29 protein-coding genes and 1 pseudogene are annotated in these 26,953 nt (G+C 40.9%); 18 read left to right on the forward strand and 12 right to left on the reverse strand.

Translation table 11 applies throughout. The annotated features are described in order from the left end of the window. The first annotated feature begins 47 nt into the window (after positions 1 to 47). From nudB to B0185_RS07885, 7 genes are all read left to right on the forward strand, one after another. A complete protein-coding gene (gene nudB, locus B0185_RS07855) occupies positions 48 to 491 on the forward strand; it encodes a dihydroneopterin triphosphate diphosphatase (RefSeq protein WP_005707436.1) in 444 nt (147 codons plus the stop codon). Positions 492 to 545: 54 nt separating this feature from the next. Next, on the forward strand, positions 546 to 1,286 hold the full coding sequence (locus B0185_RS07860; RefSeq protein WP_005707463.1) for a YebC/PmpR family DNA-binding transcriptional regulator: 741 nt from the start codon (positions 546 to 548) through the stop codon (positions 1,284 to 1,286). A gap of 153 nt (positions 1,287 to 1,439) precedes the next feature. Further along, a complete protein-coding gene (locus tag B0185_RS07865) occupies positions 1,440 to 1,808 on the forward strand; it encodes a YgiW/YdeI family stress tolerance OB fold protein (protein ID WP_005707478.1) in 369 nt (122 codons plus the stop codon). A gap of 79 nt (positions 1,809 to 1,887) precedes the next feature. Then, on the forward strand, positions 1,888 to 2,256 hold the full coding sequence (locus tag B0185_RS07870; protein ID WP_005707474.1) for a YgiW/YdeI family stress tolerance OB fold protein: 369 nt from the start codon (positions 1,888 to 1,890) through the stop codon (positions 2,254 to 2,256). A gap of 72 nt (positions 2,257 to 2,328) precedes the next feature. After that, positions 2,329 to 3,021, forward strand: coding sequence for a response regulator (locus B0185_RS07875; protein ID WP_005707466.1), 693 nt, complete (start codon positions 2,329 to 2,331; stop codon positions 3,019 to 3,021). Then, entirely contained in the window at positions 3,011 to 4,366 is a 1,356-nt protein-coding gene (qseC, locus tag B0185_RS07880) for a quorum sensing histidine kinase QseC (protein WP_005707455.1), read from the forward strand. Before B0185_RS07875 ends, qseC begins: the two co-directional genes overlap by 11 nt. A 131-nt stretch (positions 4,367 to 4,497) precedes the next feature. Next, positions 4,498 to 4,869: a hypothetical protein gene (locus tag B0185_RS07885; protein ID WP_005707450.1), complete on the forward strand. Its 372-nt coding sequence runs from the start codon at positions 4,498 to 4,500 to the stop codon at positions 4,867 to 4,869. 74 nt (positions 4,870 to 4,943) lie between these two features. Here B0185_RS07885 and B0185_RS07890 read toward each other — a convergent pair whose 3' ends face one another. Next, positions 4,944 to 6,800: a monovalent cation:proton antiporter-2 (CPA2) family protein gene (locus B0185_RS07890; RefSeq protein ID WP_005707481.1), complete on the reverse strand. Its 1,857-nt coding sequence runs from the start codon at positions 6,798 to 6,800 to the stop codon at positions 4,944 to 4,946. 124 nt (positions 6,801 to 6,924) lie between these two features. On the opposite strand from B0185_RS07890, the gene B0185_RS07895 reads away from it, so the two are divergent. After that, a complete protein-coding gene (locus B0185_RS07895) occupies positions 6,925 to 7,377 on the forward strand; it encodes a DUF441 domain-containing protein (RefSeq protein ID WP_005707472.1) in 453 nt (150 codons plus the stop codon). A gap of 100 nt (positions 7,378 to 7,477) precedes the next feature. Here the strand turns inward: B0185_RS07895 and B0185_RS07900 are convergent, their stop codons facing one another. Then, positions 7,478 to 8,893 carry a DegQ family serine endoprotease gene (locus tag B0185_RS07900; protein ID WP_005707449.1) on the reverse strand — a complete coding sequence of 472 codons (1,416 nt, stop codon included), beginning with the start codon at positions 8,891 to 8,893 and terminating at the stop codon, positions 7,478 to 7,480. Between the two features lie 259 nt (positions 8,894 to 9,152). Here B0185_RS07900 and mlaF point away from each other — a divergent pair, with 259 nt between their 5' ends. The 7 genes from mlaF (at position 9,153) to murA (ending at position 14,083) form a co-directional block, all read left to right on the forward strand. Next, positions 9,153 to 9,956: a phospholipid ABC transporter ATP-binding protein MlaF gene (gene mlaF, locus B0185_RS07905; RefSeq protein ID WP_005707480.1), complete on the forward strand. Its 804-nt coding sequence runs from the start codon at positions 9,153 to 9,155 to the stop codon at positions 9,954 to 9,956. Further along, complete coding sequence (gene mlaE / locus B0185_RS07910) at positions 9,949 to 10,725, forward strand: lipid asymmetry maintenance ABC transporter permease subunit MlaE (protein WP_005707442.1); 777 nt, start codon at positions 9,949 to 9,951, stop codon at positions 10,723 to 10,725. The genes mlaF and mlaE overlap by 8 nt, the downstream gene beginning before the upstream one ends. A gap of 24 nt (positions 10,726 to 10,749) precedes the next feature. Next, positions 10,750 to 11,277 (forward strand): outer membrane lipid asymmetry maintenance protein MlaD, encoded by a 528-nt coding sequence (gene mlaD, locus B0185_RS07915; RefSeq protein ID WP_005707484.1) that lies wholly within the window; start codon positions 10,750 to 10,752, stop codon positions 11,275 to 11,277. Between the two features lie 80 nt (positions 11,278 to 11,357). Further along, the gene (mlaC, locus tag B0185_RS07920; protein WP_005707464.1) at positions 11,358 to 11,999 is read left to right on the forward strand and encodes a phospholipid-binding protein MlaC; all 642 of its coding nucleotides are present in this window, start codon (positions 11,358 to 11,360) and stop codon (positions 11,997 to 11,999) included. A gap of 4 nt (positions 12,000 to 12,003) precedes the next feature. After that, positions 12,004 to 12,357, forward strand: coding sequence for an STAS domain-containing protein (locus B0185_RS07925; protein WP_005707440.1), 354 nt, complete (start codon positions 12,004 to 12,006; stop codon positions 12,355 to 12,357). 16 nt (positions 12,358 to 12,373) lie between these two features. Then, positions 12,374 to 12,634: a BolA family protein gene (locus tag B0185_RS07930; protein ID WP_005707469.1), complete on the forward strand. Its 261-nt coding sequence runs from the start codon at positions 12,374 to 12,376 to the stop codon at positions 12,632 to 12,634. Positions 12,635 to 12,805: 171 nt separating this feature from the next. Beyond that, positions 12,806 to 14,083 carry a UDP-N-acetylglucosamine 1-carboxyvinyltransferase gene (gene murA, locus B0185_RS07935; RefSeq protein ID WP_005707465.1) on the forward strand — a complete coding sequence of 426 codons (1,278 nt, stop codon included), beginning with the start codon at positions 12,806 to 12,808 and terminating at the stop codon, positions 14,081 to 14,083. Between the two features lie 52 nt (positions 14,084 to 14,135). Here murA and B0185_RS07940 read toward each other — a convergent pair whose 3' ends face one another. The 3 genes from B0185_RS07940 to argS all read right to left on the reverse strand — a co-directional run bounded on the left by B0185_RS07940 (position 14,136) and on the right by argS (position 17,860). Continuing rightward, the gene (locus B0185_RS07940; protein WP_005707473.1) at positions 14,136 to 14,747 is read right to left on the reverse strand and encodes an HI_0552 family protein; all 612 of its coding nucleotides are present in this window, start codon (positions 14,745 to 14,747) and stop codon (positions 14,136 to 14,138) included. Between the two features lie 63 nt (positions 14,748 to 14,810). Next, positions 14,811 to 15,989 carry an Obg family GTPase CgtA gene (cgtA, locus tag B0185_RS07945; RefSeq protein WP_005707475.1) on the reverse strand — a complete coding sequence of 393 codons (1,179 nt, stop codon included), beginning with the start codon at positions 15,987 to 15,989 and terminating at the stop codon, positions 14,811 to 14,813. Positions 15,990 to 16,132: 143 nt separating this feature from the next. After that, the gene (argS, locus tag B0185_RS07950) at positions 16,133 to 17,860 is read right to left on the reverse strand and encodes an arginine--tRNA ligase (RefSeq protein ID WP_005707476.1); all 1,728 of its coding nucleotides are present in this window, start codon (positions 17,858 to 17,860) and stop codon (positions 16,133 to 16,135) included. A 30-nt stretch (positions 17,861 to 17,890) separates the two neighbouring features. Between argS and B0185_RS07955 the strand changes: the two genes are divergently transcribed. Genes B0185_RS07955 through B0185_RS07965 form a run of 3 tightly spaced genes read left to right on the forward strand, consistent with a single transcriptional unit; the run spans position 17,891 to position 19,282 of the window. Continuing rightward, the gene (locus B0185_RS07955) at positions 17,891 to 18,496 is read left to right on the forward strand and encodes a VOC family protein (RefSeq protein WP_005707448.1); all 606 of its coding nucleotides are present in this window, start codon (positions 17,891 to 17,893) and stop codon (positions 18,494 to 18,496) included. A 23-nt stretch (positions 18,497 to 18,519) separates the two neighbouring features. Further along, positions 18,520 to 18,984, forward strand: a complete 465-nt coding sequence (locus B0185_RS07960; RefSeq protein WP_005707444.1) for an outer membrane lipoprotein — start codon at positions 18,520 to 18,522, stop codon at positions 18,982 to 18,984. Between the two features lie 22 nt (positions 18,985 to 19,006). Beyond that, a complete protein-coding gene (locus tag B0185_RS07965) occupies positions 19,007 to 19,282 on the forward strand; it encodes a hypothetical protein (protein ID WP_005707477.1) in 276 nt (91 codons plus the stop codon). A gap of 57 nt (positions 19,283 to 19,339) precedes the next feature. Here B0185_RS07965 and tyrA read toward each other — a convergent pair whose 3' ends face one another. The 7 genes and pseudogenes from tyrA to B0185_RS08000 all read right to left on the reverse strand — a co-directional run. Next, entirely contained in the window at positions 19,340 to 20,461 is a 1,122-nt protein-coding gene (gene tyrA / locus B0185_RS07970) for a bifunctional chorismate mutase/prephenate dehydrogenase (RefSeq protein WP_078208105.1), read from the reverse strand. A gap of 60 nt (positions 20,462 to 20,521) precedes the next feature. Continuing rightward, positions 20,522 to 21,565, reverse strand: coding sequence for a glycosyltransferase family 9 protein (locus B0185_RS07975; RefSeq protein ID WP_005707447.1), 1,044 nt, complete (start codon positions 21,563 to 21,565; stop codon positions 20,522 to 20,524). Between the two features lie 108 nt (positions 21,566 to 21,673). Then, positions 21,674 to 22,654 (reverse strand): peptide ABC transporter ATP-binding protein, encoded by a 981-nt coding sequence (locus B0185_RS07980; protein WP_005707456.1) that lies wholly within the window; start codon positions 22,652 to 22,654, stop codon positions 21,674 to 21,676. Between the two features lie 16 nt (positions 22,655 to 22,670). Further along, entirely contained in the window at positions 22,671 to 23,648 is a 978-nt protein-coding gene (gene dppD, locus B0185_RS07985; protein ID WP_005707483.1) for a dipeptide ABC transporter ATP-binding protein, read from the reverse strand. A 9-nt stretch (positions 23,649 to 23,657) separates the two neighbouring features. Next, a complete protein-coding gene (locus B0185_RS07990) occupies positions 23,658 to 24,548 on the reverse strand; it encodes an ABC transporter permease subunit (RefSeq protein WP_005707486.1) in 891 nt (296 codons plus the stop codon). Between the two features lie 16 nt (positions 24,549 to 24,564). Then, positions 24,565 to 25,569 carry an ABC transporter permease subunit gene (locus B0185_RS07995; protein ID WP_005707458.1) on the reverse strand — a complete coding sequence of 335 codons (1,005 nt, stop codon included), beginning with the start codon at positions 25,567 to 25,569 and terminating at the stop codon, positions 24,565 to 24,567. 128 nt (positions 25,570 to 25,697) lie between these two features. Beyond that, positions 25,698 to 26,933: pseudogene (locus B0185_RS08000) on the reverse strand (ABC transporter substrate-binding protein); the annotation flags it as partial. Positions 26,934 to 26,953 lie beyond the last annotated feature (20 nt).

Consider the following 26,953-nt stretch of genomic DNA (forward strand, 5'->3'; position numbering starts at 1 on the left):
TTTGTTAAAATCGCCACTCTTTTGCACAAAAAGACGTATTCTTGCTTATGAAATATAAAAATCCTTATTCTGTTCTGGTTGTGATTTATGCTCAAAATACAGGCAGAGTGTTAATGTTACAACGCCAAGATGATCTGAATTTTTGGCAGTCAGTAACAGGCACTATTGAAGAGGGCGAACAACCTTTACGAACAGCGATGCGGGAAGTGAAGGAAGAAACAGGGATTGATATTAAGGCACAAAATTTGATCTTAGTGGATTGCCAATATTCGGTGAAATTTGAGATTTTCCCACAATTTCGTTACAAATATGCACCAGATACTACACATAATACTGAACATTGGTTTTTATTGGCATTACCAGATGAAGTAGAACCGCAATTAAGCGAACATTTAGCATTTCAATGGTTAGATGCAAAAGAAGCTCTGAATTTAACCGCTTCCCCGAATAACGCGGAGGCGATTAAGAAATTTATTTATCCTCTTCTTTAAGAATAAAGAAGGCACATTTATTCATATCATAATTTTATTCAAGAAGGAAAATACATGGCAGGTCATAGTAAGTGGGCTAACATTAAACACCGCAAAGCAGCACAAGATGCACAACGCGGTAAAATCTTTACCAAATTAATCCGTGAATTAGTTACTGCAGCAAAAATCGGTGGTGGTGATGTAAGTGCAAACCCGCGCTTACGTTCAGCAGTGGATAAAGCGTTATCAAACAATATGACGCGAGATACCATCAACCGTGCGATTGAGCGTGGTGTAGGTGGTGGGGATGATACCAATATGGAAACCAAAATCTATGAAGGTTATGGCCCAGGCGGTACAGCGGTGATGGTAGAATGTTTAAGCGATAATGCAAACCGTACCATTTCACAAGTTCGCCCAAGTTTCACAAAATGTGGCGGTAACTTAGGTACTGAAGGTTCTGTTGGCTACTTATTCAGCAAAAAAGGTTTAATTTTAATTGCGGAAGCAGATGAAGATGCATTAACTGAAGCGGCAATCGAAGCGGGAGCAGATGATATTCAACCACAAGATGATGGCTCATTTGAGATCTACACTTCGTGGGAAGATTTAGGTAACGTACGTGATGGCATTGAAAAAGCAGGCTTCAAAATTCAAGAAGCAGAAGTAACAATGATTCCATCAACCTCTGTCGATTTAGATGCAGAAACAGCACCCAAATTACTCCGTTTAATTGAGATGCTAGAAGATTGTGATGATGTACAAAACGTTTATCACAATGGCGAAATTAGCGATGAAGTCGCTGCACTTCTTTAAGAAGAAACAATAAAAAGGCGAGCATTGCTCGCTTTTTGTTTGCAAAAATTTTAAAAAATTAACCGCTTCTTAACTTTTTCTTAAGATTTCTTTGGTTTAATACACACATCAAAGCGATACTGCTTGAGAAAACAACTTAAAAAGGAAAACATTATGAAAAAATTTGCATTAGCAGCTATTTTAGCTTTATCTACCACTTCAGCTTTTGCTGGCTTTAACGGCAACACGACACCAAATGGTAGCTTCCAATCAGGTACTCAATCAGCCATTAGCGTAAAACAAGCATTAAAAGCAGCAGATAATTCAATGATTACTTTAGAAGGTAACATTACACAACAAATCGATGATGATGAGTTCTGGTTCAGTGACAGCACGGGTCAGATTAAAGTAGAAATTGAACGCCACGTATGGAACGGTCTAAATGTAGGCCAAAATGATAAAGTGCGTATTTTCGGTAAATTAGATAATGAAATGTTTGAAAAAGCAGAACTTCAAGTGTTACGTATCGAAAAAGCAAACTAATTTTATATAACCACTTATATTCTTAATCACTAAACTAAACATACCACCGTTTATAGGTGGCTAAACAAAGGAAAACATTATGAAAAAATTAGCTTTAGCAACTATTTTAGCTTTATCTACCACTTCAGCGTTTGCTGGCTTTAACGGTAATACGACACAAAATGGTGGCTTCCAATCAGGCACTCAATCAGCAATTAGCGTAAAACAAGCATTAAAAGCAGCAGATAACTCAATGATTACCTTAGAGGGTAACATTACACAACAAATCGATGACGATGAGTTCTTATTTACTGACGGCACAGCACAAATTAAAGTGGAAATTAAACGCCGTGCTTGGAATGGCTTAAATGTAGGCCCGAACGATAAAATCCGTATTAGTGGTAAATTAGACAATGAAGCTTTCGAGAAAGCCGAACTTGAAGTTTATCGTGTTGAAAAAGCAAGATAATTTACTCAAAAAAAATAGCGAGCTCAGCTCGCTGTTTTTGTTTTTTTAACTGTAAAAGAGCGGTCAATTTCTATGAGAATTTTACTAATTGAGGACGATAGCCTGATCGGCAATGGTTTACAGATTGGTTTAACCCAACTTGGCTTTGCGGTGGATTGGTTTACTGATGGCAAAACTGGGCTAGATGCACTGACTTCCGCGCCTTACGATGCTGTGGTGCTCGATCTTACCTTGCCCAAATTAGATGGCTTAGACGTGCTTCAACAATGGCGAGCAAACAATCAAGATGTACCCGTGCTGATTTTAACCGCTCGCGACACTTTGGATGAACGCGTAAAAGGCTTGCAACACGGGGCGGATGATTATCTCTGCAAACCTTTTGCGTTGGCGGAAGTGGCGGCTCGTTTGCAGGCGTTAATTCGTCGCCGTTATGGGCATCACAACCCAGTGATTGAACACGCAGGTGTCAAACTCGATCCCAATCAACGCACCGTTTCGCTTAACGAGCAAGCGATTCCTCTTACCACGCGCGAATATAAATTACTGGAGCTTTTTATGCTCAATAAAGATCGCGTACTTTCCCGTTCTGCGATTGAAGAAAAACTCTCGTCTTGGGATGAAGAAATCAGCAGCAGTGCTTTAGATGTGCATATTTACAATCTCCGCCAAAAGCTTGGTAAGCAGTTTATCCGCACCGTACACGGCGTGGGATACGCCTTAGGGCAAGCATCGGTACAGCCACAAGTGGTCGAAAATGGAAAATAAACGCCTAACGCTCCGCCTCATTTCTGTCCTTTCTCTTACTGCACTTTTCGTTTGGCTTATTTCCACGACTGTTGCGTGGTGGCAAGTGCGAAATGAAGTGAATGACGTGTTCGATGCCCAGCAAATTCTGTTTGCTGAGCGACTCGCCAACTCTGATTTAAGCCATATCCTGCTTGAACACGCTGAAGATATAAACAAAATCCAAACCCATTCATTTAAGAAAAATTATGATGATGATGCTCTTGCCTTTGCGATTTTTTCCAAACAAGGCAAGCGGCTTCTGACCGATGGACGCAATGGCGATAATTTTGTGTTCGATAACGAAATCGGCTTCGCCAAAGGCTATATGCTTAATGATGACGATGAATGGCGGATTTTCTGGCAACCTGTGGCAAATGGCGATCTGATTATCGCCGTTGGGCAAGAGCTGGAATATCGCGAAGAGCTGATTAACGAAATGATTTTCGGGCAGATGTGGATCTGGTTTGCCAGCCTGCCGGTTTTAATTATTGTGCTTGCGTGGCTCATTCACAAAGAATTGCAGCCAATTAAACGCTTAAGCCAAGAAGTGCAAAGCAGAAAATCGGGCGATGTCTCACTGCTCAATACACAATCTTTGCCTCTGGAAATTCTGCCGCTGGTACAAAATTTAAACCAATTTTTTGACCGCACTTCGGCAATGTTGCAACGCGAGCGCCGTTTTACGTCTGATGCCGCCCACGAATTGCGTACCCCTTTGGCCGCCCTTCGCATTCAAACCGAAGTGGCACAGCTGGCAGGCGATAATGCCCAACTTCGCGAGCAAGCTCTTTCCCATTTAATCCAAGGGATTGACCGTGCATCACAGCTTATCGAGCAACTGCTGACGCTTTCCAAGCTGGATAATTTGCAAGAGTTGGAAGAACTTCAACCGCTTGATTGGGAAGGCATTATCCAATCGCTAATTGCTGAACGCTATTTTGTGGCGGAAAAACGCCACATATCGCTGGCTTTTGAAAAAGAAGCCGAACCCAAAGCGAAACAAGGACAGCCACTTTTAATTTCCTTAATGATCAGAAACCTAATCGATAATGCGATTAAATATTGCCCTGAAGGTGCAAACATCTCAGTAAAAATAACCGCTTGTCAAATTATTGTGGAAGACAACGGTGGCGGTGTTGAACCTGACGATTTGAAAAAACTCGGGCAACGTTTCTACCGTCCTGCAGGGCAAAATGAAAAAGGCAGTGGCTTGGGGCTTTCAATTGTGATGCGAATTGCGGAATTACACGGTCTAAAAGTACGGTTGGAAAATGTGATAGAACAAAATCAAAGAATTGGATTAAAAACAATCATTACTTTATAAGTTGGTTTTAGATGGGTTATTTGAGATATATCAATATCTTAAATAACCTTTATTTTTACAAATTTGTATTTACTGACAATGCTTAAAAATATGATTATACTTCATTTAAATTTTCATCAAATGGAGTGATTATGTCAGAACACACGATTTCTCTCGCTTTTTCTGTTTGGCATCATTATTTGAAACAGTTTACAGAAAAGCATCAAATATCCCTTCCTATTTTTCCTGAACAACTTAAAAAAGTTGATATTTCTCATTTTTTACCGAAAGCAGAAAAAATTGTTTTGGGTAAGCTGCCAGAAATTCATCAAGATAATGAAAAACTGTTTAGTTTATTTGAACATATCAAGCCGGAAATAGAAAAATCGCAATTCTTTTACGATTTTAAACCGCTTTCGCCGAACAGTATTTTCCCAACTAAAGACGTTAAAGGCACTGATTTTTCAATACTTTGGCAGCAATTTGTCGTAAGACACTGCCCTGTTCCAAAGGGATTTAAATAACAAAGAGGCTGATATTTACTACAAATATCAGCCTCTTTATCTATTGGAGAAAACGTCTGTGATTACAAGCGGTATTATTTTTCCTCTTCTTTGCGAATTTCCTCTTTTTCTTCTTCCAAGATCTCAGCAGCCTCTTCATTCAAAGCTTTAGCATCACAATGCGGTTTGATGAAAGGTTTTGGTGTCCAATATTTTTTCACAATTTCGCTAGAAAAGCCGTGAAGAACCTCCTCATTTAAGCGATCTTGGTCGAGCGATCTCACTTCGGCAATCACTTCATCCGCTTCTACTTGATTAATGCCGAGTTTCATTAAGGTGGCTCGGCTTAAAGTTAAGGCAGATTCAAACGTTTCACGCACAATAAAGTCTACATCCTGTTTGATCAAACTTACCGTCGTTTGGCGGTCGTATGTTCGGGTTAAAATTGGCAATTCTGGGTAAGCCTCTTTTAATTGACTTACAATTGCTTCAATGCGGTCAGTATCATTAATCCCAATCACGACACATTTAGCTTTTTCTATGCCTGCTGCTTGAAGCACATCTAAGCGAATGCCATCACCATAGTACACTTTAAAACCGAATTTCGCCGCAGCACGGATATTATCGATATTGCGGTCAATCACGGCTACATTGATTCCCCGTAGTAATAAAGTTTGACAAACAATTTGGCTGAAACGACCAAAACCAAGCACAAGTACGGTGTCTTCTAAATCCACAATGGGGTCGAGATCGTGATTATTCTGCTGCGTATTTTGTTTGTTTTCTGCTCGTAGAGTGACTATTCGTGCAAGCTGAGTAATCAATGGTGAAAATAACATAGAAAGGATGACTGCAGCGGTAAAAGTTGCATTTTCATGGGCTGACATTACACTAGCAGAAGTTGCCGCAGAAAAGAGTACGAATGCAAATTCCCCTCCATGAGCAAGTAGTGCCATACGCCCAAAGGCTTCACGATGTTGTAAGCGGGTTAAACGTGCGACAAAATAAACCGCTAAACCTTTGCCTAAAATGTAGAGGCAAACAATACCGAGTAATAAAAAGAGGTGGTTGAATACAAGGCTTAAATCCAGTGACATTCCCACGCCCATAAAGAAAAGCCCAAGTAATAAACCTCTAAATGGCTCAATATCCGCTTCTAATTCGTGACGGAATGACGATTCTGAGAGCATTACACCCGCAACAAATGCCCCCATCGCCATTGATAATCCCCCCAGTTCCATTGTTAAAGCTGCACCAAGTACAACGAGTAATGCAGCCGCGGTCATCATTTCTCTTACACGTGCTTTAGAAATGAGGCGAAACAAGGGATTCATTAACCATTTGCCTGAAATGATTAAACCAACAACTGCCGCAAGTGCAATGCCAATAGACATCCAATCCGTTGTATGTTTTGCATCGGCTGAATTCGGTACTAAAAAAGCAATAGATGCTAAAAGTGGCACAATCGCTAAATCTTCAAAAATTAGCGTGGATATCACCCGTTGCCCTTTTGGCGTACTAGTAATACCACGATCTTCTAAAGTCTGCATAACAATAGCGGTAGAAGATAAGGTAAATCCCATCCCCGCAATAAAAGCAACTTCTTTCGAAAGATTAAGCAAGTAAATTCCAGCAAAGGTCAGCAAGCAGCCACAAAGTGCCACTTGCAAGAATCCTCGCCCAAAAATCGCTTTTCGCATTGCCCAAAGACGTTCAGGGTGCATTTCCAATCCAATAATGAATAGGAACATTACCACGCCCAGTTCAGCTAAATGCACAACAGCAGTAGGATCTTGGATAACACCAAATACAGATGGGCCAATTAAACAACCTGCAACTAAATAGCCTAACACGCTACCTAGCCCAAGACGTTTAAAAAGTGGCACAATAGTGACGCTTGAGGCAAGCAAAATCACCGTTTTAATCAGCTCTGGACTGGCAACACTCGACATAAAATTCCTCAAAAAATAATCAGTAAATTCTTTTTCATTTTATCGTTTTAGTTGGAAATAAAAAACACACTAATTGGATAAATTGCTATAATTTATGCTCTTATTTTTCACTTCTGGAATGATTATGTCATTACAATTAAATATGATTGCCCTCTTGCTTATTGTATTACTGATTTTAGGCGTAATAAGTCACAATAATGCAATTACCATTTCTGCAGCAGTGCTGTTAATTATGCAGCAAACGCTCCTTTCAAAATATATTCCTTGGATTGACCAATACGGTTTAAAAATCGGGATTATTATCCTGACTCTTGGCGTATTAAGCCCACTCGTTTCTGGCAAAATCCAGCTGCCTGAACTCTCTTATTTTGTACATTGGAAAATGTTTGCCTCAATTGCAGTAGGCGTACTCGTCGCTTGGATTGCTGGTAAAGGCGTAGATCTAATGACAACTCAACCTGTTCTGGTTACGGGGTTAATGATTGGCACAGTCATTGGCGTTTCATTTTTCGGTGGGATTCCTGTTGGACCGTTAATTGCCGCAGGGATTTTGGCGCTAGTGATTGGAAAGTTTTAGGAAAATAAAAACGAGCGGTAAATTCTTAAGGAAAATTTACCGCTTGTTAGATAGAATGCTCTCGCAATTAGGGAGGAGATATTCTCTCCCCCGATAAAAACTACTGAACCATCAAGAAGAAATTTGCACCATCACGTACGATATTTAAATAAACCACTGATGGTTTTTCACTCAATACCTTGCGTAGCTCACTTACATTCTCAACACGATGACGGTTTATACCAATGATTAAATCGCCTTTTTTCAATCCACGTGCTTCGGCTAATGATCCTTTTTCAACTTTAGTAATTGAAACGCCTTTCACGCCTTTTTCATCTTGATTAGTATATTCTGCCCCCTTCAATTCTGGCAATAAATCTGTAACTGAGCTTGTACTGCCAATTTCAGATTGAAGCGTTACTTTCGTTTTTGCGGTTTTACCATCGCGTAAGTAAGTTAATTCAATATCTTTGCCAACACCAGAGGTTGCGATTTTCGCACGCAATTCACTGAAACTATGTAATTTTTGACCGTTTAATTCAGTAATCACATCGCCTGCTTTTAAGCCTGCTTTTGCGGCTGCCGATTCTGGGAATACTTCGCTAATAAATGCTCCTTGTTGAGCATCTACACCAAATTCTTTCGCTAAATCTGCATTCAGCTCACCACCTTTAATACCAAGCATCCCACGTTTTACGTCCCCAAATTCGATGATTTGTTGTACAAGGTTGTTCACCATATTCGATGGAATAGCAAAAGCGATACCCGCATTGCCACCACTTGGTGAGATAATAGCAGTGTTAATTCCGATTAATTCGCCTTTTAAGTTGATTAATGGGCCACCAGAATTACCTTGGTTTACTGCCGCATCGGTTTGAATATAGTTTTGGTAACCCTCATCTGCATCGCCAGTTGAGCGACCTAATGCAGAAATAATGCCTGAAGTCACGGTTTGACCTAAACCAAATGGGTTACCAATTGCCACGCTAAAATCGCCCACGCGTAATTTATCTGAATCAGCAAATTTTAATGCCGTTAAGTTTTTCGGATTTTCGATTTGCACTAACGCCACGTCAGACTGCGGATCTGCACCTACCAATTTTGCTTTAAACTCTCGACCATCATCTAATTGAATCGTGATTTTATCCGCATCTTTGATAACGTGATTGTTCGTAATGACATAACCTTTTTCTGCGTTAATAATCACACCAGAACCTAAACCACGGAATTGGCGAGGGCGAGAATCTCCGCCAAAGCGGTCGCTGAACATATCGCCAAAGAAAAATTGAAACTCTTCAGGCAAATCACGCATACGGCTACGACCTTGATCTTCTTTCGCTTTACCTTCTACAGAGATGCTGACCACCGCTGGGCGGACTTTGTCTAACATATCAGCTAAAGATGGGGTTGCCTGATTATTACTTTGCCCAGCCACTGCTGAGATAAATGGAATGTTGATTTCTGCTTTTGCTGGCATTGTTGCCATACCTAAAGCTAAAATTGATGTTGCGATAATTGATTTTTTTAATGTTTTCATATTTGCTTTGTTTCCTAATTTATTCGTAGGGTGGGCAAAAATACCGTACTACGAGAGTGAATCCCACAAACAAGGCGAAATGAACTCCCACACCTTGCTCGTGTCTGATAGGACAGAAAAATTTTTAGAGAGTTCTAAGCATTGTAAAATTTTCTAAAATTTGACCGCTATTTGAAAAATAAAAAGCATTTTGGCTTTATTTCGTTGGGTGGAGTATAATTCACCTTCATTTTTGTATTTAAGAAAGGTATTAAATTCAATGCAACACACTGAAAACCTGGTTGAAGTAAACAACCTCACCTTTAAACGAGGGGAGAGAGTGATTTACGACAATCTCAATCTGCAGGTGCAGAAAGGTAAGGTGACAGCAATTATGGGGCCTTCTGGTATTGGTAAAACCACCTTATTACGCTTAATTGGTGGGCAACTTGTACCAGAATCAGGCGAGATTTTATTTGATGGGCAAAATGTTTGTACCTCATCAAACAAAACGCTTTATCAAATCCGTCAAAGAATAGGAATGCTATTCCAATCGGGAGCGTTATTTACGGATTTATCCACATTTGACAATGTTGCCTACCCTATTCGTGAGCATACCAATTTGCCAGAAGAGTTAATTCGGAAATTGGTATTAATGAAATTAGAATCGGTTGGCTTACGCGGCGCGGCACAGTTAATGCCATCAGAACTCTCTGGCGGTATGGCACGTCGTGTGGCACTTGCACGTGCAATTGCCTTAGATCCTGATTTGATTATGTATGACGAACCCTTTACAGGGCAAGACCCAATCAGTATGGGCGTGATTGTGGAGCTGATTAAAAAACTCAATCAGGCATTAAATTTAACCTCTATTGTGGTTTCACACGATGTAACTGAAGTGCTCAGCATTGCGGATTATGCCTATATTGTGGCAAATAAAACCGTAATTGCACAAGGCACGCCAGAACAATTGATGGAAAGCCAAGATCCACAAGTGGTGCAATTTTTGGCAGGTAAATCTGATGGCCCTGTGCATTTTCATTATCCTGCCCAAGATTATGTAGAGGATTTGTTTAATGATTAACTTTATTACTCAAATTGGGGCTTCAACTATCCAATTTATCCGTGCATTCGGGCGCGCTGCTTTTATGCTATGGGGTGCATTGATTGGTAAGCCACAATTTCGCAAACATACGCCACTTTTAATCAAGCAACTGCACGTAGTCGGCGTGCAATCTTTGCTGATTATTATGCTTTCAGGCTTATTTATCGGGATGGTGTTAGGCTTACAAGGTTATGTGGTATTAGTCGATTTCGCGGCAGAAAGTAGTTTAGGCACATTGGTTTCGCTTTCACTATTACGTGAACTTGGGCCTGTCGTCACCGCCTTACTTTTCGCTGGGCGAGCAGGATCGGCATTAACCGCAGAAATTGGCTTAATGAAAGCGACCGAACAACTTTCTAGCCTTGAAATGATGGCGGTTGATCCACTGCGTCGAATTATCGCACCACGTTTTTGGGCAGGGGTCATTTCAATGCCAATCCTTGCCGTGATTTTTACCGCAATTGGTATTTGGGGCGGTTCACTTGTCGGTGTCGATTGGAAAGGTGTTGATTCAGGTAGCTTCTGGGCAGTAATGCAAAACTCTGTTCACGTAAGCGACCTAGTCAATGGCTTTGTAAAAAGCGTGATTTTTGCTTTAGCCGTGGTTTGGATTGCGTTGTTTAATGGCTACGATTCCACACCAACCTCAGAAGGTATTAGCCAAGCAACAACTAAAACCGTTGTTCACGCTTCATTAGTGATTTTAGGCTTAGATTTTATTTTAACTGCCATTATGTTTGGTGGTTAATCCATTTCAATGAAAGGAAATACAATGCGTCAATCAATTAAATATGAATTTTGGGTAGGTTTATTTGTGCTACTCGGCTTATTAGGCTTGGCATTTTTAGGACTTAGAGTTGCCAACGTGCAAGGTTTTAGTTCAGAAAAAACTTACATGCTTTACGCAACTTTCGATAATATCGGCGGACTAAAAGTGCGAGCACCGATTAAGGTTGGTGGCGTGGTTGTTGGTCGTGTGTCAAATATTCAGCTCGACGAACAAACCTACACCCCAAAAGTAACCTTAGCGGTTAATGAAGAATTTAACAAAATTCCAGATACCAGCTCACTCTCTATCAAAACTTCAGGGTTATTGGGCGAACAATATATCGCACTAAACATCGGCTTTATGCTAGAAGGTGAAACGGAATACATGAAATCAGGCGATAGCTTTGCTGACACAAACTCAGCAATGGTGTTAGAAGATTTAATCGGTCAGTTCCTGTATGGCGACAAAAAATCATCAGATGCTGAACCAAAAACTGAAGGTGAAAAAGCAGAAACACCTGCCACACCTTAATTTTTATCTTATAAGCGGTAAAATATTTACAAAAATTTACCGCTTGTAAATAAACTAACTTTATTTATGGAGTGTTTTTAATGTTAAAACAAATCAAAAAAATCATCGTTGCAGGTTTTCTTTCTGTAGCAACTTTATTCTCAAACCAAGCATTTGCAGAAACCAGCCCTTATGTATTGATGCAGCAAACAGCAGATAAACTGTTTAGTGACATCAAAGCCAACCAAGGCAAAATTAAATCAAATCCTGAATATTTACGTACCATCGTACGCAACGACTTAATGCCACACGTACATGTAAAATACGCAGGTCAATTAGTCTTAGGTAAATCGCTTTCATCTGCAAACGAAGCACAGCGTGAAAAATTCTTTGATGCGTTTGGTCAATTTATTGAGCAATCTTATGCACAAGTATTAACGCAATATAGCGATCAAAAAGTAGAAATCGAAAGTGAAAAACCGACAGATGGAAAATCTATCGTGACTATTCGCGTAAATGTAATTTCAGCTAACAATGCACCGCCAATCAAACTTGATTTCAAATGGCGTAAAAACAGCCGTACTGGTGAATGGCAAGCATATGATATGGCAGCAGAAAACGTAAGTATGGTGGCTACCAAACAAAATGAGTGGAGTAGTATTTTACGTCAACAAGGTATTGATACATTAACTGCTCAAGTTGCACAATCTGCAAAACAACCGATTACACTTTCTAAAAAATAATAGTATGAAGCCCGAAAAAACATTACAATGGAGCGTTTTTCAGAATAATGAAAGCCAAGTAGTGCAATTAAAAGGCGAATTAACTCGTGCCACGTTGCGCCCATTATGGGAGCAACGTGCTTCTTTTTTACAAACCAATGCTAATCAATCCCTTTATTGGGATTTAGCTCAACTTGCACGTATTGATTCGGCTGGCTTCGCTTTCCTCACTGAATTATTAAACCATTACGGAAAACAGACAAAAAATAGCTTAATTCACGTGCCTGAAGTGATTAAAACACTTGCTGAACTTTATGGCTTAAACGACTGGATTAAGCAATATATCTCCAACAAGAATCAAGATGTTATTAATGCCTAAGGAATCCGATCAACTTATGGAACTCGCTCAAATCGAAAACTTATTAAAAGAACACCTCACAGATGCAACTGAAATCCACGTTCAAGGCGAAAATGCACACTTCGGCGTGATTGTGGTAAGCGATACACTTGCCTCACTTTCACGCGTAAAACAGCAACAAGCGGTTTACGCACCACTCGGAGAACTTTTCTCAAGTAATATTATTCACGCTTTGACTATTAAAGTGTTCTCAACCGAACAATGGAAAAAAGAACGCTTATTGAATATGGCAGGTTAATTATCGATACCACATATCTATTGTAGCAACTATGTTGCTCTTACTATAAAGGGCGAATTACATTCGCCCATTACTCTAGGTATGATTTATGAAACAGCCACTACAAGCTACAAATTTCCTTCTAAAAAGTACCGCTTGTACACGACCAAATTCAATTATTAAGGAAAAACAATGGAAAAATTCCGTGTTACTGGGCCTGCAACATTAAGCGGTTCAGTCAATATTTCAGGAGCAAAAAACGCTGCGTTACCTATCCTCTTTGCAGCCATTCTAGCCACCGAACCAGTCACATTAACCAACGTTCCCGTATTAAAAGATGTGGATACGACATTCAAAATCTTACGTAAATTAGGCGTTGTGGCTGAGCGTGCAGAAAATGGCGATGTACATATTGATGCAAGCAAAATTGATCATTACATCGCACCTTACGAATTAGTTAAAACAATGCGAGCCTCTATCTGGGCATTAGCACCGTTAGTCGCTCGCTTCCACGAAGGTCAGGTTTCATTGCCTGGAGGTTGTACTATTGGAGCACGTCCTGTTGATATGCACATTACAGGCTTAGAAAAAATGGGGGCAACCATTGAATTAGACGAAGGTTATGTAAAAGCCACTTCAAATGGTCGCCTACACGGTGCTCAAATCTATATGGATAAAGTAAGTGTTGGTGCGACCTTATCTGTGATGATGGCAGGCACACTTGCAGAAGGTACAACAATTATCGAAAATGCCGCACACGAGCCAGAAATTGTGGATACTGCAATTTTCTTAAATGCAATGGGGGCAAAAATCTCAGGTGCAGGCACAGGCACAATTACCATTGAAGGGGTTGAACGCTTAACAGGCTGCACACATCGCATAGTCGCAGACCGTATCGAAACAGGTACATTCTTAATCGCTGCAGCCGTGTCTGGCGGTAAAATTACCTGTCACGGCACCAAAGCTGATACCCTTGAAGCGGTCATCGAAAAACTACGTGAAGCAGGTATGGAAGTGAGCGTAACAGAAGATACCATTACGCTTGATTCAAAAGGTCAACGCCCGAAAGCCGTGAATATTCGCACAATGCCACATCCTGGTTTCCCAACCGATATGCAAGCGCAATTTACTTTGTTAAATGCGATCGCAGAAGGCACAAGTCGCATTACCGAAACCATTTTCGAAAACCGCTTTATGCACATTCCAGAGCTTAACCGTATGGGTGCAAAAGGCGAAATTGAAGGTAATACCGCAATTTGCCTCGGTGTAGAAAAATTAAAACCAGCTGAAGTGATGGCAACTGATCTACGTGCTTCAATTAGCTTAGTGTTAGCGGGCTGTATCGCTGAAGGCGAAACCATTGTAGATCGTATCTACCACATCGATCGTGGTTATGAGCATATCGAAGAAAAATTACGCGGCTTAGGTGCAACTATTGAGCGTTTTTCTGAGCGTGTAGAAGAAGAATAATCTTCCATTTTAAACGTAAAAAGCGAGAAGTGATTTCTCGCTTTTTCTTTCTCTAACGATGACAAGCCTCATAAAGCGGTAATAATTCTCGAATAGTTTGCAAAATAAATTCTGCCGCATCAATTTTAGCCAAATCTTCCCGCTCAACATTTTTACCAATACACCAATAAGCCTCTTGATTTTCTAACGTTAAATCACCAAGTTCTTTCAACTTTTTGAAATCGGCGTATTCACTTTCGTCACCTTGCCAAATATCAAAATCGTTATATTTTTCTCGATCCAAATTTTCCCACCATTGCTGATATTGCGGCAGTTTTACCTGTGAACGATCCGCACGATAACAATGCCAATCAAGACTAACTTGTAACCGTTTTCGGTTCAAAATAACAGATAAAATCACCGCTGAATTTTGGTTAAATTCATACTTATAAAAGGTGAAAAAGTGTGCACGGACTTGCCAACCATTGCACCAACGCTCAATATGGGGCTCAGCAAATGGCATTCCCAATTTTCGGTAGACATCAAGGCTCAACGCTTTCCACTCCTCCCAATTTTCTTTGTATGTTGCCTTGATGATCGGAATATCCTCAGGGTAATATTTTTTCATTTGAGCAAATTGAAAGAAAGGAATATCAAAAATTTTGCAAAATTGACTATTTAACATTTGCATTTTTTCCTATTAAAAAGACCGCTCGCAAGCAGTCTTCTTTTTCATCTGATTTACCAATTAGCGGTTGGTGTAAACAAACTCGACACCTTCTTCATCTTCTTCCGACCAATCGTCGTCGAAGTCGTCCCAGTCGTCTTCTTCAATTACATTTTGCATCGCTTCTTGGTGATAGTCATCCCATTTGAATTTCACTTCATCGGCTTCTTTATTTTCTTCTTCCACTTCACGTGGGTTCGCTTCAATAAAGTCCATAATATCGCGTGTTAAGGATGGCACGTTCTGACCTGTTGCAGCAGAAATGAGGTAGTAATCCCCTTCCCAGCCTAAGCGTTCAACGATCTCTTTGGCTCGCTCTTGAGCCTCTTTTTCGCTCATCGTGTCGATTTTATTAAACACTAGCCAAGTCGGTTTTTCTGCCAATTTTTCGCTATATTTAAACAATTCGCTTTCGATAATCGCCACGTTATCTGCTGGATCACTCTCATCAATCGGCATAATATCTACAAGGTGAATCAAGATACGACAACGCTCTAAGTGTTTTAAGAAACGAATCCCTAAACCTGCACCGTCGGCTGCGCCTTCGATCAAGCCTGGAATATCTGCCACCACAAAGCTTCGATCTGAACCGACACGTGCCACGCCTAAGCTTGGTACAAGCGTAGTAAACGGATAATCCGCCACTTTTGGCTTCGCTGCCGAAACACTGCGGATAAAGGTTGATTTACCTGCATTAGGTAAACCGAGCATACCCACATCGGCTAAGAGCATTAACTCAAGCAACAAATCGCGTTTTTCCCCTGGTGTACCGTTGGTTTTTTGACGCGGTGCACGGTTCACTGACGATTTAAAGCGGGTGTTACCTAAACCGTGATAACCCCCTTTTGCCACCAACATTTTCATTCCGTGTTTAGTTAAATCGCCAATCACTTCCTGGGTATCGTTATCAATCGCACGCGTTCCGACTGGCACTCGTAAAGTAATATCATTACCACGATGCCCCGTACAACCTGCACTGCGTCCATTCTCTCCACGCCCTGCGGCATAGCGTTTTTCAAAGCGGTAGTCGATAAGAGTATTTAAGTTTTCGTCTGCGATTAAATAAACATCGCCACCGTCACCACCATCACCACCATCAGGCCCCCCTTTCGGGATATATTTTTCACGGCGGAAGCTTACACAGCCATTACCGCCATCACCTGCTTCAACGCGAATCAGGGCTTCATCAATAAATTTCATTTTTGTTCCTTATTTTAGCTCCCCTCTTTAGAAAAGAGGGGCTGGAGGAGATTTGATAAGCGGTCTTTTTTGACCTATTTTTTGCAAATTGAGATCGCTGAAATCTCCTCTACCCCCTCTTTGAAAAAGAGGGGGATCTATCATTACATTTTCTCTACAGTCTTAATCCCTAACAGATCTAAACCTTGTTTCAATGTTTTTGCGGTTAATGCCGCCAAACGTAAACGGCTATTTTTCACACTTTCTTCTGCATTCAAAATTGGGCAAGCCTCGTAGAAGCTCGAGAATGTGCCCGCTAATTCGTATAAGTATTGGCAAAGAATATGCGGCATACCGTCTTTTGCTACGCCATTTAAAGCTTCTTCAAATTGCAATAATTTCACTGCCAGTGCACGCTCTTTATCTTCGGTTAATACAATGTCGCCCGTTAATTGGTCTGCATCAATGCCACTGCGTGCGAAAATCGAACGAATACGGGTGTAAGCGTATTGCATATAAGGCGCGGTGTTGCCTTCAAAGGTCAGCATATTGTCCCAATCGAAGACATAATCGGTGGTACGGTTTTTCGAGAGATCTGAGTATTTCACCGAGCCAATTGCTACCGCTTCTACCACCGCTGCTTTTTCTTCAGCGGTGAGTTCTTGGCTACGTTCTGAGATGAGTTTATCCGCACGTTCTACCGCTTCATCAAGCAAATCTTTCAGTTTCACAGTGCCACCTGAACGGGTTTTGAACGGCTTACCATCTTTGCCCAACATCATACCGAAGAACGGGTGTTCAAGGCTAAATGAATCTGGCACATAGCCCGCTTTACGGGTAATTAACCAAGCTTGTTGCATATGTTGAGCTTGACGACTGTCGGAGAACACCAACACACGGTCGGCACTCAAGGTTTCATAGCGATATTTGGCTGCCGCAATATCGGTGGTAGTGTATAAGAAACCGCCATCTTTTTTCTGTACGATTACGCCCATTGGATCGCCATCTTTGTTTTTGAACTCGTCTAAGAAGACCACCAATGCACCATCATCTTCCACCGCTAAGCCTTTCGCTTTCAGATCGGCAACGATTTCTGGCAACATCGGGTTGTAAAGGCTTTCGCCCATCACATCTTTTTCGGTCAAGGTGACATTCAAGCGGTCGTAATTTTCTTGGTTGTGGTGCATTGTAATATCAACTAATTTTTTCCACATGGTACGACAATATTCATCACCACTTTGGAGTTTCACCACATAACCACGCGCTTTTTCAGCAAAAGCTGCATCTTCATCGTAATGCGCTTTGGCTGCACGATAGAATGCTTCTAAATCGCTTAATTCAAGCTGTGAGGCATTTTCATTTTCCATTTTTTCAAGATAAGCAATTAGCATCCCGAACTGTGTTCCCCAGTCGCCAACGTGGTTGGCACGGATCACTTTATTGCCTAAAAACTCAAGAGTACGCACCACCGCATCGCCAATAATGGTCGAACGCAAATGCCCAACGTGCATCTCTTTCGCCACGTTTGGAGAAGAGTAATCAATGACAATCGTTTGTGGATTTGCGGTTTGAATACCAAAATTAACCGCTTGTAAGGCTGAATTAGCGTTGTTTGCTAACCAATCTTTATTTAAGAAAATATTGATAAAGCCTGGACCCGCAATTTCTAATTTTTCAGCGACACCGTCTAAATTCACATTAGCCAAAATTTTTTGAGCAAACTCACGCGGGTTCATTCCTAATTTTTTTGCCGCTCCCATTGCACCATTCGCTTGATAATCGCCAAACTCAGGTTTACTCGATTGACGCACTAAAGGCTCAACATTCTCGCTTGCTCCTGCAAGAATCATTGCTTGCTTGATTTTATCTGATAAAATTTGTTGAATATTCACTTTTTAACCTATTGCATATACATTCAAAAAATGGACAAAATTATACCTGAAAACGCAAACTTTTACGAGAAAATGACCGCTTGTTTTGGTGATTTATCTCAATTCGAGCAAAAAATTCAGCAAATTGCAGAAATCGCAGGGATTGATTTCAGCCGATATGAAATCGATCATCTTGCGGTTCGAATGAATACACTTGAAACTGCTAAAAAATGGCGAAATCTTTTGGTGGAAAATGTAAATATTCTTAGAGAAAGTAAAGTAAACGGTCGCCCAATTGGACTGTTTGAGCTAACGCAAGCGGTTGATTTTTGTGGACAAAAAGTCAAAATCATAGAACTTCCCTTTCCTAAAGGCAAAATTTATCCACAAGAGGGATGGGAACATATTGAAGCTGTCATCCCTATGCAGCAAAGTGAAAACGTAGATTCTTGGATTGAACGAGTAATAAAAATGTTTGCACTTAATGAGAATCCTAAACTTAATATTAAAATTAGCCAGCCTGAAGTGGAAGGTGAACACCTACCTAATCCGACCATTGCGATAAATGTAAAGAATGCAACTTTAAGTAATCATTCTTGTCTAAAACTACATCCTTATGGTATAAATGATATTATTTGTTCAGAAAATCATTTCTGAACTTTCTCTTATTGGGGTACAATATGAAAAAATTTGGATTAGCTACTACGTTATTATCTAGCCTTGTGATGGTTGGTTGCGCAAATACCGACATTTATAGCGGAAGCGTATATTCTGCGTCACAAGCCAAAGAAGCTAGAGCAATTAGCTACGGTACGATTGTATCTGTGCGTGATGTAAAAATCCAAGCAGATAATCAAGGTGTTATTGGCACAGTCGGTGGCGGTGTATTAGGTGGTATTGCTGGTTCTGCTATCGGTGGCGGTAGAGGACAAGCGATTGCAACTGCTGTAGGAGCTATTGCGGGTGCGATGGCAGGCAATACAATCGAAGAAAAGGCGAGTCAAGTTTCTTCATTAGAAATGACGATTCGTAAAGATGATGGTCAAGAAATCGTAGTTGTTCAGAAAAAAGAAGACGGTTTCGTACCAGGTAAACGCGTAAGACTCGTTGGTTCTAACTCGAATTTAAACGTTTCTTTACTTTAATTTTCAATTTTAAGGATTCATAATGAAAAAACTTTCGTTAGCCGTATTAGTTAGTATGGTTCTTGCAGCTTGTACAGCTGAAGTTTACTCTAACCGTGGCGATGCAACTATTTTAAGTAGCAAAAACATCTCTAACGATGTTGTAGAATTAACAGTACAAAAAGACAACGGTGAAATTGTGACTTTAAAACGTAAATACGACTCTCACGCAACAGTGGGAGCACGTGTCACTGTTACTGGCCAAGAAAACAAACAAGATTCAGACTTAAAAACAATTCATCGTTACGAATTTAAATAATCTGGATAGATAAGAAAACCCGACATAACGTTGGGTTTTCTTCTACTTAAATTCGCTCTATTTTCGATAATCATTCGCTTGCTGCAACAACACTTGACTCTCTTTTAAGAATTGTTCTGAATAATCTCCAAACCAGTGATGTACCTTTTCAAAAGCTTGAATAAAGCCCGCTTTATCTTTTTCTTCAAAGAATTTTAAGCTCTGTTCAAAAGTTGCTTTTAACGATTGAATGGTAGTGAGATTTTCAGGTTTATCCAAAATAATATCTGCATACAACGCCCCATCTTGAGCAAATAACCGCCCTATCATCGCAAGTTCTAAACGGTAAATAGGAGAAGAAAGTGCTAATAGCTGGTCAAGTTTTATCGGCTGCTCTGATAAATGCAAGCCAAACATAAAAGTCGAAAAGTGGCGTAGTGCTTGGATATAAGTCATTGCGTGATCGTGCTCTGTAGCATCAATCACTTCAATTTTTGCCCCCCAGATTTTGATCTGCTCTAATAACCATTCGTACTGCTCTGCTCCACGCCCGTGGCAGCAAACCACCACTTGCTTAGCTAAACTTTGCGTGTCTGGACCAAACATTGGGTGAAGCCCAACCACTGCTCCTTGATGCACTTTTAACATTTTTTGCAACGGTTGAGCTTTTACCGAAGTGAGATCGGCTAAAATCATCTTTTTAGTTAAGAAAGGTTGCAAGCGCTCAATCGTTTCTAGCGTTTTATTGATTGGCACACAAACAAGTACCAAATCAGCCCCCGCCAAAATGGTTTCAGCCTGAACCCAATCATTTTGATCAAGGCTTACCACTTGGTAACCCGACAAACTCAGAAAGCGGTTAAATAATCGCCCTAATTTACCAAGTCCACCCACAATTACGATCTTTTGAATATTCGGATTCACTTGCTTAAAGCCGTGTTTGTTCTCGTTGGCATAGGATTCTCGCATCACGCGTCTGAGTACATCTTCAATCAGATCAGCAGGTACGCCTTGCATTTCAGCTTCGGTTCTGCGAGCTTCAATTATCGCTTTTTCACGCTCTGGTGCATAGACGGGAATGCCGTGTTCCAACTTAACTTTTCCCACTTCCGCCACTAATTTTAAACGTTCAGAAAGTAAGGCTATCAACTCACGATCAACCTGATCAATTTTTTCGCGTAAAGAGTTTAATGGCATAATTTATCCTTGATATTGTGTTTATTATTATTTACTTATTGTAAATCAAAAATTACAGATAAATTACCTATTTATTGCCAAGATTTCAACTACTTTTTGCTTCACACTTTCTACCGAAATTCTTGCCATTAAATTCTCACCTGTTTTAGATTTCGCTTTAGTTGCCCAAGGAAGTGCTTGCCACGGTTTACCGTAATAAGTTTGCACTACTTCATCATAAACAGAAATCACATTTTGCTGATCATTGTAAGGTGCAGTACGACGCGGATTGTGGATCGCATAAAGCCCTATCACAGGTGTGCCTTGAATACTTGCAATATGGGCTGAGCCAGTGTCAGGCGAAATCACTAGATCTGCTAATTTCAAGAGGGCGGCAAGCTCTTTTAGCGACGTTTTCCCTACCAAATTCTGCACATTCGGGGCAAGTTGCTGAATATAAGCGGTCATTTCCAGTTCACGTTTTGCAGGCGAACCAACCAAAATCACGTTGATGTTTTGTGCTATCAACCAATTGGCAATTTCAGCATAACGCTCTATTAACCAATCCTTTTCAGCCTTACTGGAACAAGGAGAAATCACCACATTTTTACGCATTGGATCAAGCCACTGTTTCGCTTTTTCAACCGTTTCCATAGAAATTGGCAATTGCCATTTTGGGGTTAAATCAGTCACGCCAATCGCTTTAGCAAACATCATCTGTCCATCTAATACGTGCGGAGAGGTGGTTTGTTCCACCTTTTGATTGGTAAAAAGCCACTGCATTTCACGGGCTCGATCTTTGTTAAACCCAATTTTTTTATCCGCTTTAATGCCAAGCGAGAGAATAGAAGCTCGAAATGCTGTTTGCATACTAAGCAGAAAATCAAACCGCTTGTGGGAAAGCTGTTTCCAAATTGTAAAAATATTTTTCCAGCTAGATTTTTTATCAAACGGAATTAACGTTACATTAGGGAGATCTTGCATCAGCATTGCTTCGGTTTTACCGATAATCCAAGTAATTTCCACATCGGGATATTGGCGTTGAATGGCTTGCACGACCGCAAGAGTGTGGCAAACATCGCCAATAGCAGAGAGACGAATAATACAGAGGGATAGGGGCTTTTTCATATAAATTTACTATTGGTAGGGTGCATGGATTTATAAAATCCACGCACGTAAACAAGAGATTAAGGTGCGTGAAACCTTGTTTCACACATCCTACAATTTATTAATAGTTTACTCCACCACAAAACAAGCAATTTTTCTACCATCTGGGTCGTTTTTCAATTGTGGTTGTTCAACACGACAGCGGTCGGTTGCAAAACGACAACGGGCATGGAAGGCACAGCCCTTTGGTGGATTAAGTGGACTTGGCAGCTCGCCTGTGAGTTTAATTCGCTCACGGCGATCAGCTTCGTTTAATCTTGGTGTCGCTGAAAGAAGCGCTTGCGTGTATGGATGTTTTGGCTCAGCAAAAATCTGTTTCACCTCGCCTTGCTCCACGCAACGCCCTAAATACATCACCATCACTTCATCTGCGATATGTTCCACGACTGAAAGATCGTGCGAGATAAAGACATAAGAAAGCCCCATCTCTTCTTGTAGATCCATCATTAGATTGAGCACTTGAGCACGCACGGAAACATCCAATGCCGAAACAGGTTCATCCGCCACCACAATATCAGGCTCAAGCATCAAGCCACGAGCAATCGCAATACGCTGGCGTTGTCCGCCTGAAAACATATGCGGATAGCGATCATAAAACTCTGGTTTTAAGCCCACTTTTGCCATCATATCCAACACTTTTGCCTTACGCTCTTTTGCCGAAAGCGAAGTGTTAATGAGCAAAGGCTCTTCTAAGATTGAGCCCACTTTTTTACGTGGGTTGAGTGAGCTATACGGATTTTGGAACACGATTTGAATTTTACGGCGACGAAGCGTTGCCGTCTCTTTATCATTTTCCAGAAAGTTATGACCGTTGTAAAAAAGCTCACCTTCGGTCGGATGTTCAATCATCGTGAGCATTCGCCCAAGGGTTGATTTCCCACAGCCTGATTCGCCTACTACCGCTAGGGTTTTGCCTCGCTCAAGCGTGAAAGAAACACCATCTACCGCTTTCACCATTTTTGGTTTTGCAAATACCCCTTTCTTCACGGGATAATATTTTTTTAAGTTAATCGCATCAAGAAGCGGTGCGTTTTGATCATTTTTTTGCATATTGTCCTCTCCTTGATTAGCTCGGTAAGCCTTGTGCATTTAACGGCGTATGGCATTTCACGTGGCGACCATTTAGCTGGATTAATTCAGGCTCAACGGTGCGACATTTTTCTGTTGCATACGGGCAGCGCGGATTAAGTAAGCAGCCTTGCGGACGGTCATATTTACCAGGCACAACACCAGGCAACGACTGCAAGCGAGATTTTCCTTCTGCAAATTCAGGCAAGGCTTTGAGCAAGGCTTGCGTATATGGGTGAAGTGGCGATTTAAAAATCTCTTCCGCACGCCCTTCTTCCACAACCTGCCCTGCGTACATTACGATAATACGGTGAGCCGATTCCGCCACTAATGCTAAATCGTGGGTAATCAGAATTAATGCCATATTCTCTTTGCGTTGTAACTCAAGCAATAAATCAATAATTTGGGCTTGAATGGTTACATCTAATGCAGTGGTTGGCTCATCGGCAATCAATAATTTCGGATTACACGCAATCGCCATTGCGATCATCACACGCTGGCTCATCCCACCCGAAAGCTGATGTGGATAAACCTCCAAGCGTGATTTTGGATCAGGAATGCCCACTAAAGAGAGCAACTCAATCGCACGCTCACGGCGAGCCGCTTTGCTCCCACCTTGATGCACTTTGAGGGCTTCCATAATTTGATAGCCCACGGTGTAGCTTGGATTCAGGCTCGTCATCGCATCTTGGAAAATCATTGCAATATCAGCCCCCACAATTTTTTGCTTCTCTTTCGGTTTTAGGGCAAGTAAATCATTTTGGTTAAAGTGCAATTTCTCAGCCGTTACACGACCAGGAAAATCAATCAAGCCCATAATCGCCAACGAACTAACCGATTTTCCCGAACCAGACTCACCCACAATACCAAGTACTTCGCCTTCATTTACTGTATAACTTACACGATCCACCGCTTTGAATGGGGCTTTTTCATCTCCAAAAGAAACGGAAAGATTTTCAACAGTTAATAAACTCATTTTTGCTCCCTATTGTTTTAATTTTGGATCGAGAGCATCACGTAAGCCGTCGCCCATCAAGTTAAAGGCTAATACAAGCGATAAAATTGCTAAGCCTGGAATGGTAACAAGCCAGTTCGCTGATTGCATAAAACCGCGTGATTCTGCCAACATAGTACCCAGTTCTGGTGTCGGTGGCTGTGCACCGATGCCTAAGAAGCCAAGCGCAGCAAGTTCTAAAATCGCGTTCGAAATCCCCATTGTCATTTGTACAATTAAAGGTGCAAGGCAGTTTGGCAAAATCACGATAAACATTAATCGCCACACATTCGCCCCAGCCACACGGCTTGCCACCACGTAATCACGGTTTTTCTCATTCATTACCGAAGCACGGGTTAAACGCACATAACTTGGAATGGAAACAATCGCAATCGCAATCGCTGCGTTAATCAGTGAAGGCCCGAGAATCGTCACCACGCCGATGGTTAATAACAGGCTTGGAATGGCAAGCATAATATCGACCAAACGCATAATCAGAATATCAAGCGTACCGCCATAATAGCCAGCAAGTAAGCCTAAAATCACGCCTAACACGCAAGACATTACCACGATTAGCAAGCCTATGAAAACAGAGAGCCTTGCTCCATAAATAATACGAGAAAGCATATCACGACCGATATCGTCTGTGCCTAAAGTATAGGCTGAATTACCGCCCTCAAACCACATAGGAGGTAAAAGTAAAGCTGAGCGGTTTTGTTCGATTGGATCGAAAGGTGCAACCCAACCTGCAAAAATTGAGGCAAAAAGCACGATTAAAATAAAGATAAATCCAATTACCGCCCCGCGGTTTTGACTAAAGTAATAGACAAACTCTTGGAAAGGTGTTTTTGGCATTGGGGCTGTTACTGTCGTTGAAGACATTGTTCACTCCTCTCTTCTAAGTATTTCGAATACGTGGATTGACCACACCATAAATCAAATCAACCAGTAAATTCACAAGAATAATGATAGTTGCAATAATCAACACCGAACCTTGTAACACGGGGTAATCTCGGGCGTTAATCGCCTCAATTACCCATTTACCAATACCAGGCCAAGAGAAAATATTTTCGGTTAATACCGCCCCTGAGAGCAACTGCCCCACAATTAATCCCACTACTGTTACAACAGGAATTAACGCATTACGCAGTGCATGTACAAACACGATACGAGTAGTATTTAAGCCTTTTGCTTTTGCAGTACGAATATAATCTTCGCCCAATACTTCAAGCATTGAAGAGCGGGTCATTCGCGTAATAACTGCAAGTGGAATAGTGCCAAGCACAACAGCAGGCAAAATCAGAGATTTAATTGCCGCTAAAAATGCACCAGGTTCGTCCGATTGCCACGTGTCAATCAACATAAATCCCGTGTTGGTTTCAATCCAATATTCTGACGGTAAACGCCCTGACGCAGGCAAACCGAGTGGCGTTGAAACATAGAGAATTAAAATTAAGCCCCACCAGAAAATCGGCATTGAATAGCCTGTAAGGGAAAGTGTGGTTACAATGTGCGAGATCCACGAATTTTTCTTCACTGCCGCAATCACACCAAGAAAAATCCCAACCACTAAAGACCAAAGCAAGGCAAAAAATGCAAGCTCAACCGTTGCGGGAAAAAGAGTCAAAAACTCCTTGAGAACTGGCTCATTATTACGGAATGAATTGCCTAAATCACCATGGAAAACCCCTTTAATATAGTTGAAATATTGTTCAGGTAAGGGTAAATCCAAGCCGAGTTGAGACATCATTTGGGCGTGCACAGCTGGATCAAGCCCACGTTCGCCCATTCGAATTTCAATGGGATCACCAGGGATAAGATGCACCAACGCAAAAGTAATTAAGGTAATCGCAATAAATGTAGGAATCACCATTAAAATACGTTTTAAAATAAATGAAAACATAAATAGATAATATAAGTAAATTTTGGGAAGATTTTGACTGCTTGTATCTCCTCTCTCTGCTTGGAATTGCCTTACGCAATTCCAAGCTATCCCACAAGAGAAGGGAATGAAAGAGAGAATCAGCAGAATTATTTATCTGCTAAATCTACGTGGTAGAAGTTGTGCAAGCTAAACGGACTGATAGTATAACCTGTTACTTCTTTACGCACAGGGAAGTAGGTGGTTGAGTGAGCTATGGTTACCCAAGGTGCTTGTTCTTTGAACAATACTTGTGCTTGTTTATAAAGTTCTACACGTTTTTCGTGATCAGTAATTTGAGCTGCTTCTGTCACTAATTTATCAAACTCTGCATTACAGAATTTCGAATAGTTAGAACCTTGTTTCACCGCTGCACAGCTTAATAGGGTATTTAAGAAGTTATCTGGATCACCATTATCACCATTCCATCCCATCATACCTGTTGGATCTTCACCATTACGCAAGCGTTTAAGATATTCACCCCATTCATAGCTCACAATTTTCGCATTCACACCCACTTTTTTCCAATCTTCTTGGATAAGCTCAGCCATACGACGTGCATTTGGATTATAAGGACGGCTTACTGGCATTGCCCAGATTTCTGTATCAAAACCATTTGGAAATCCCGCCTCAGCTAATAATGCTTTAGCTTTTTCAGGGCTATAGTCATAATCTTTTACCGCATCGTTATAGCTCCACATTGTTAGTGGAATTGGATTTTTCGCTTTCTCACCAGAGCCTTGGTAAACAGAGCTAATAATCGCATCTTTATTGATAGCGTAATTTAATGCCTGGCGCACTTTTTGATTATCAAACGGTTTTTTCTCAGTATTGAAATGTAAGTAGCCAATGTTTAACCCTGGACTTGTCATCAAGTTAATGTTCGGATCTTTTTTCAGTGTTTCAATATCTGCAGGGTTTGGATAAGGTGCAGCGTGGCATTCACCTTTTTGGATTTTCGCTAAACGAACCGAAGCATCTGGAGTGATCGAGAATACCAAGCGGTCAATTTTTGCTTTTCCTTCCCAATATTCAGGGAATGCTTTGTATCTAATACTTGAATCTTTTTGATAATCTACAAATTGGAATGGGCCAGTACCAATTGGATCGTTATCCACTTTTTCAGGTGTTCCCACTTTTAGCATTTGCTCTGCATATTCAGCCGAGAAAATTGCAACAAAATCCATTGCCACGTTCGATAAGAATGGTGCATTTGGCACTTTTAAACTAATTTTCACTGTATAATCATCTACTTTTTCTACTTTATCAATGATATTTGGCATATCCATACCAATAAAGTATTCATAGTTTCCGCCCGAAACTTTGTGATATGGGTGGTTTGGATCTTGGAGTCAGGTAGAACTAC

Source organism: Haemophilus parahaemolyticus (assembly GCF_002015035.1).
Taxonomy (GTDB): domain Bacteria; phylum Pseudomonadota; class Gammaproteobacteria; order Enterobacterales; family Pasteurellaceae; genus Haemophilus_A; species Haemophilus_A parahaemolyticus.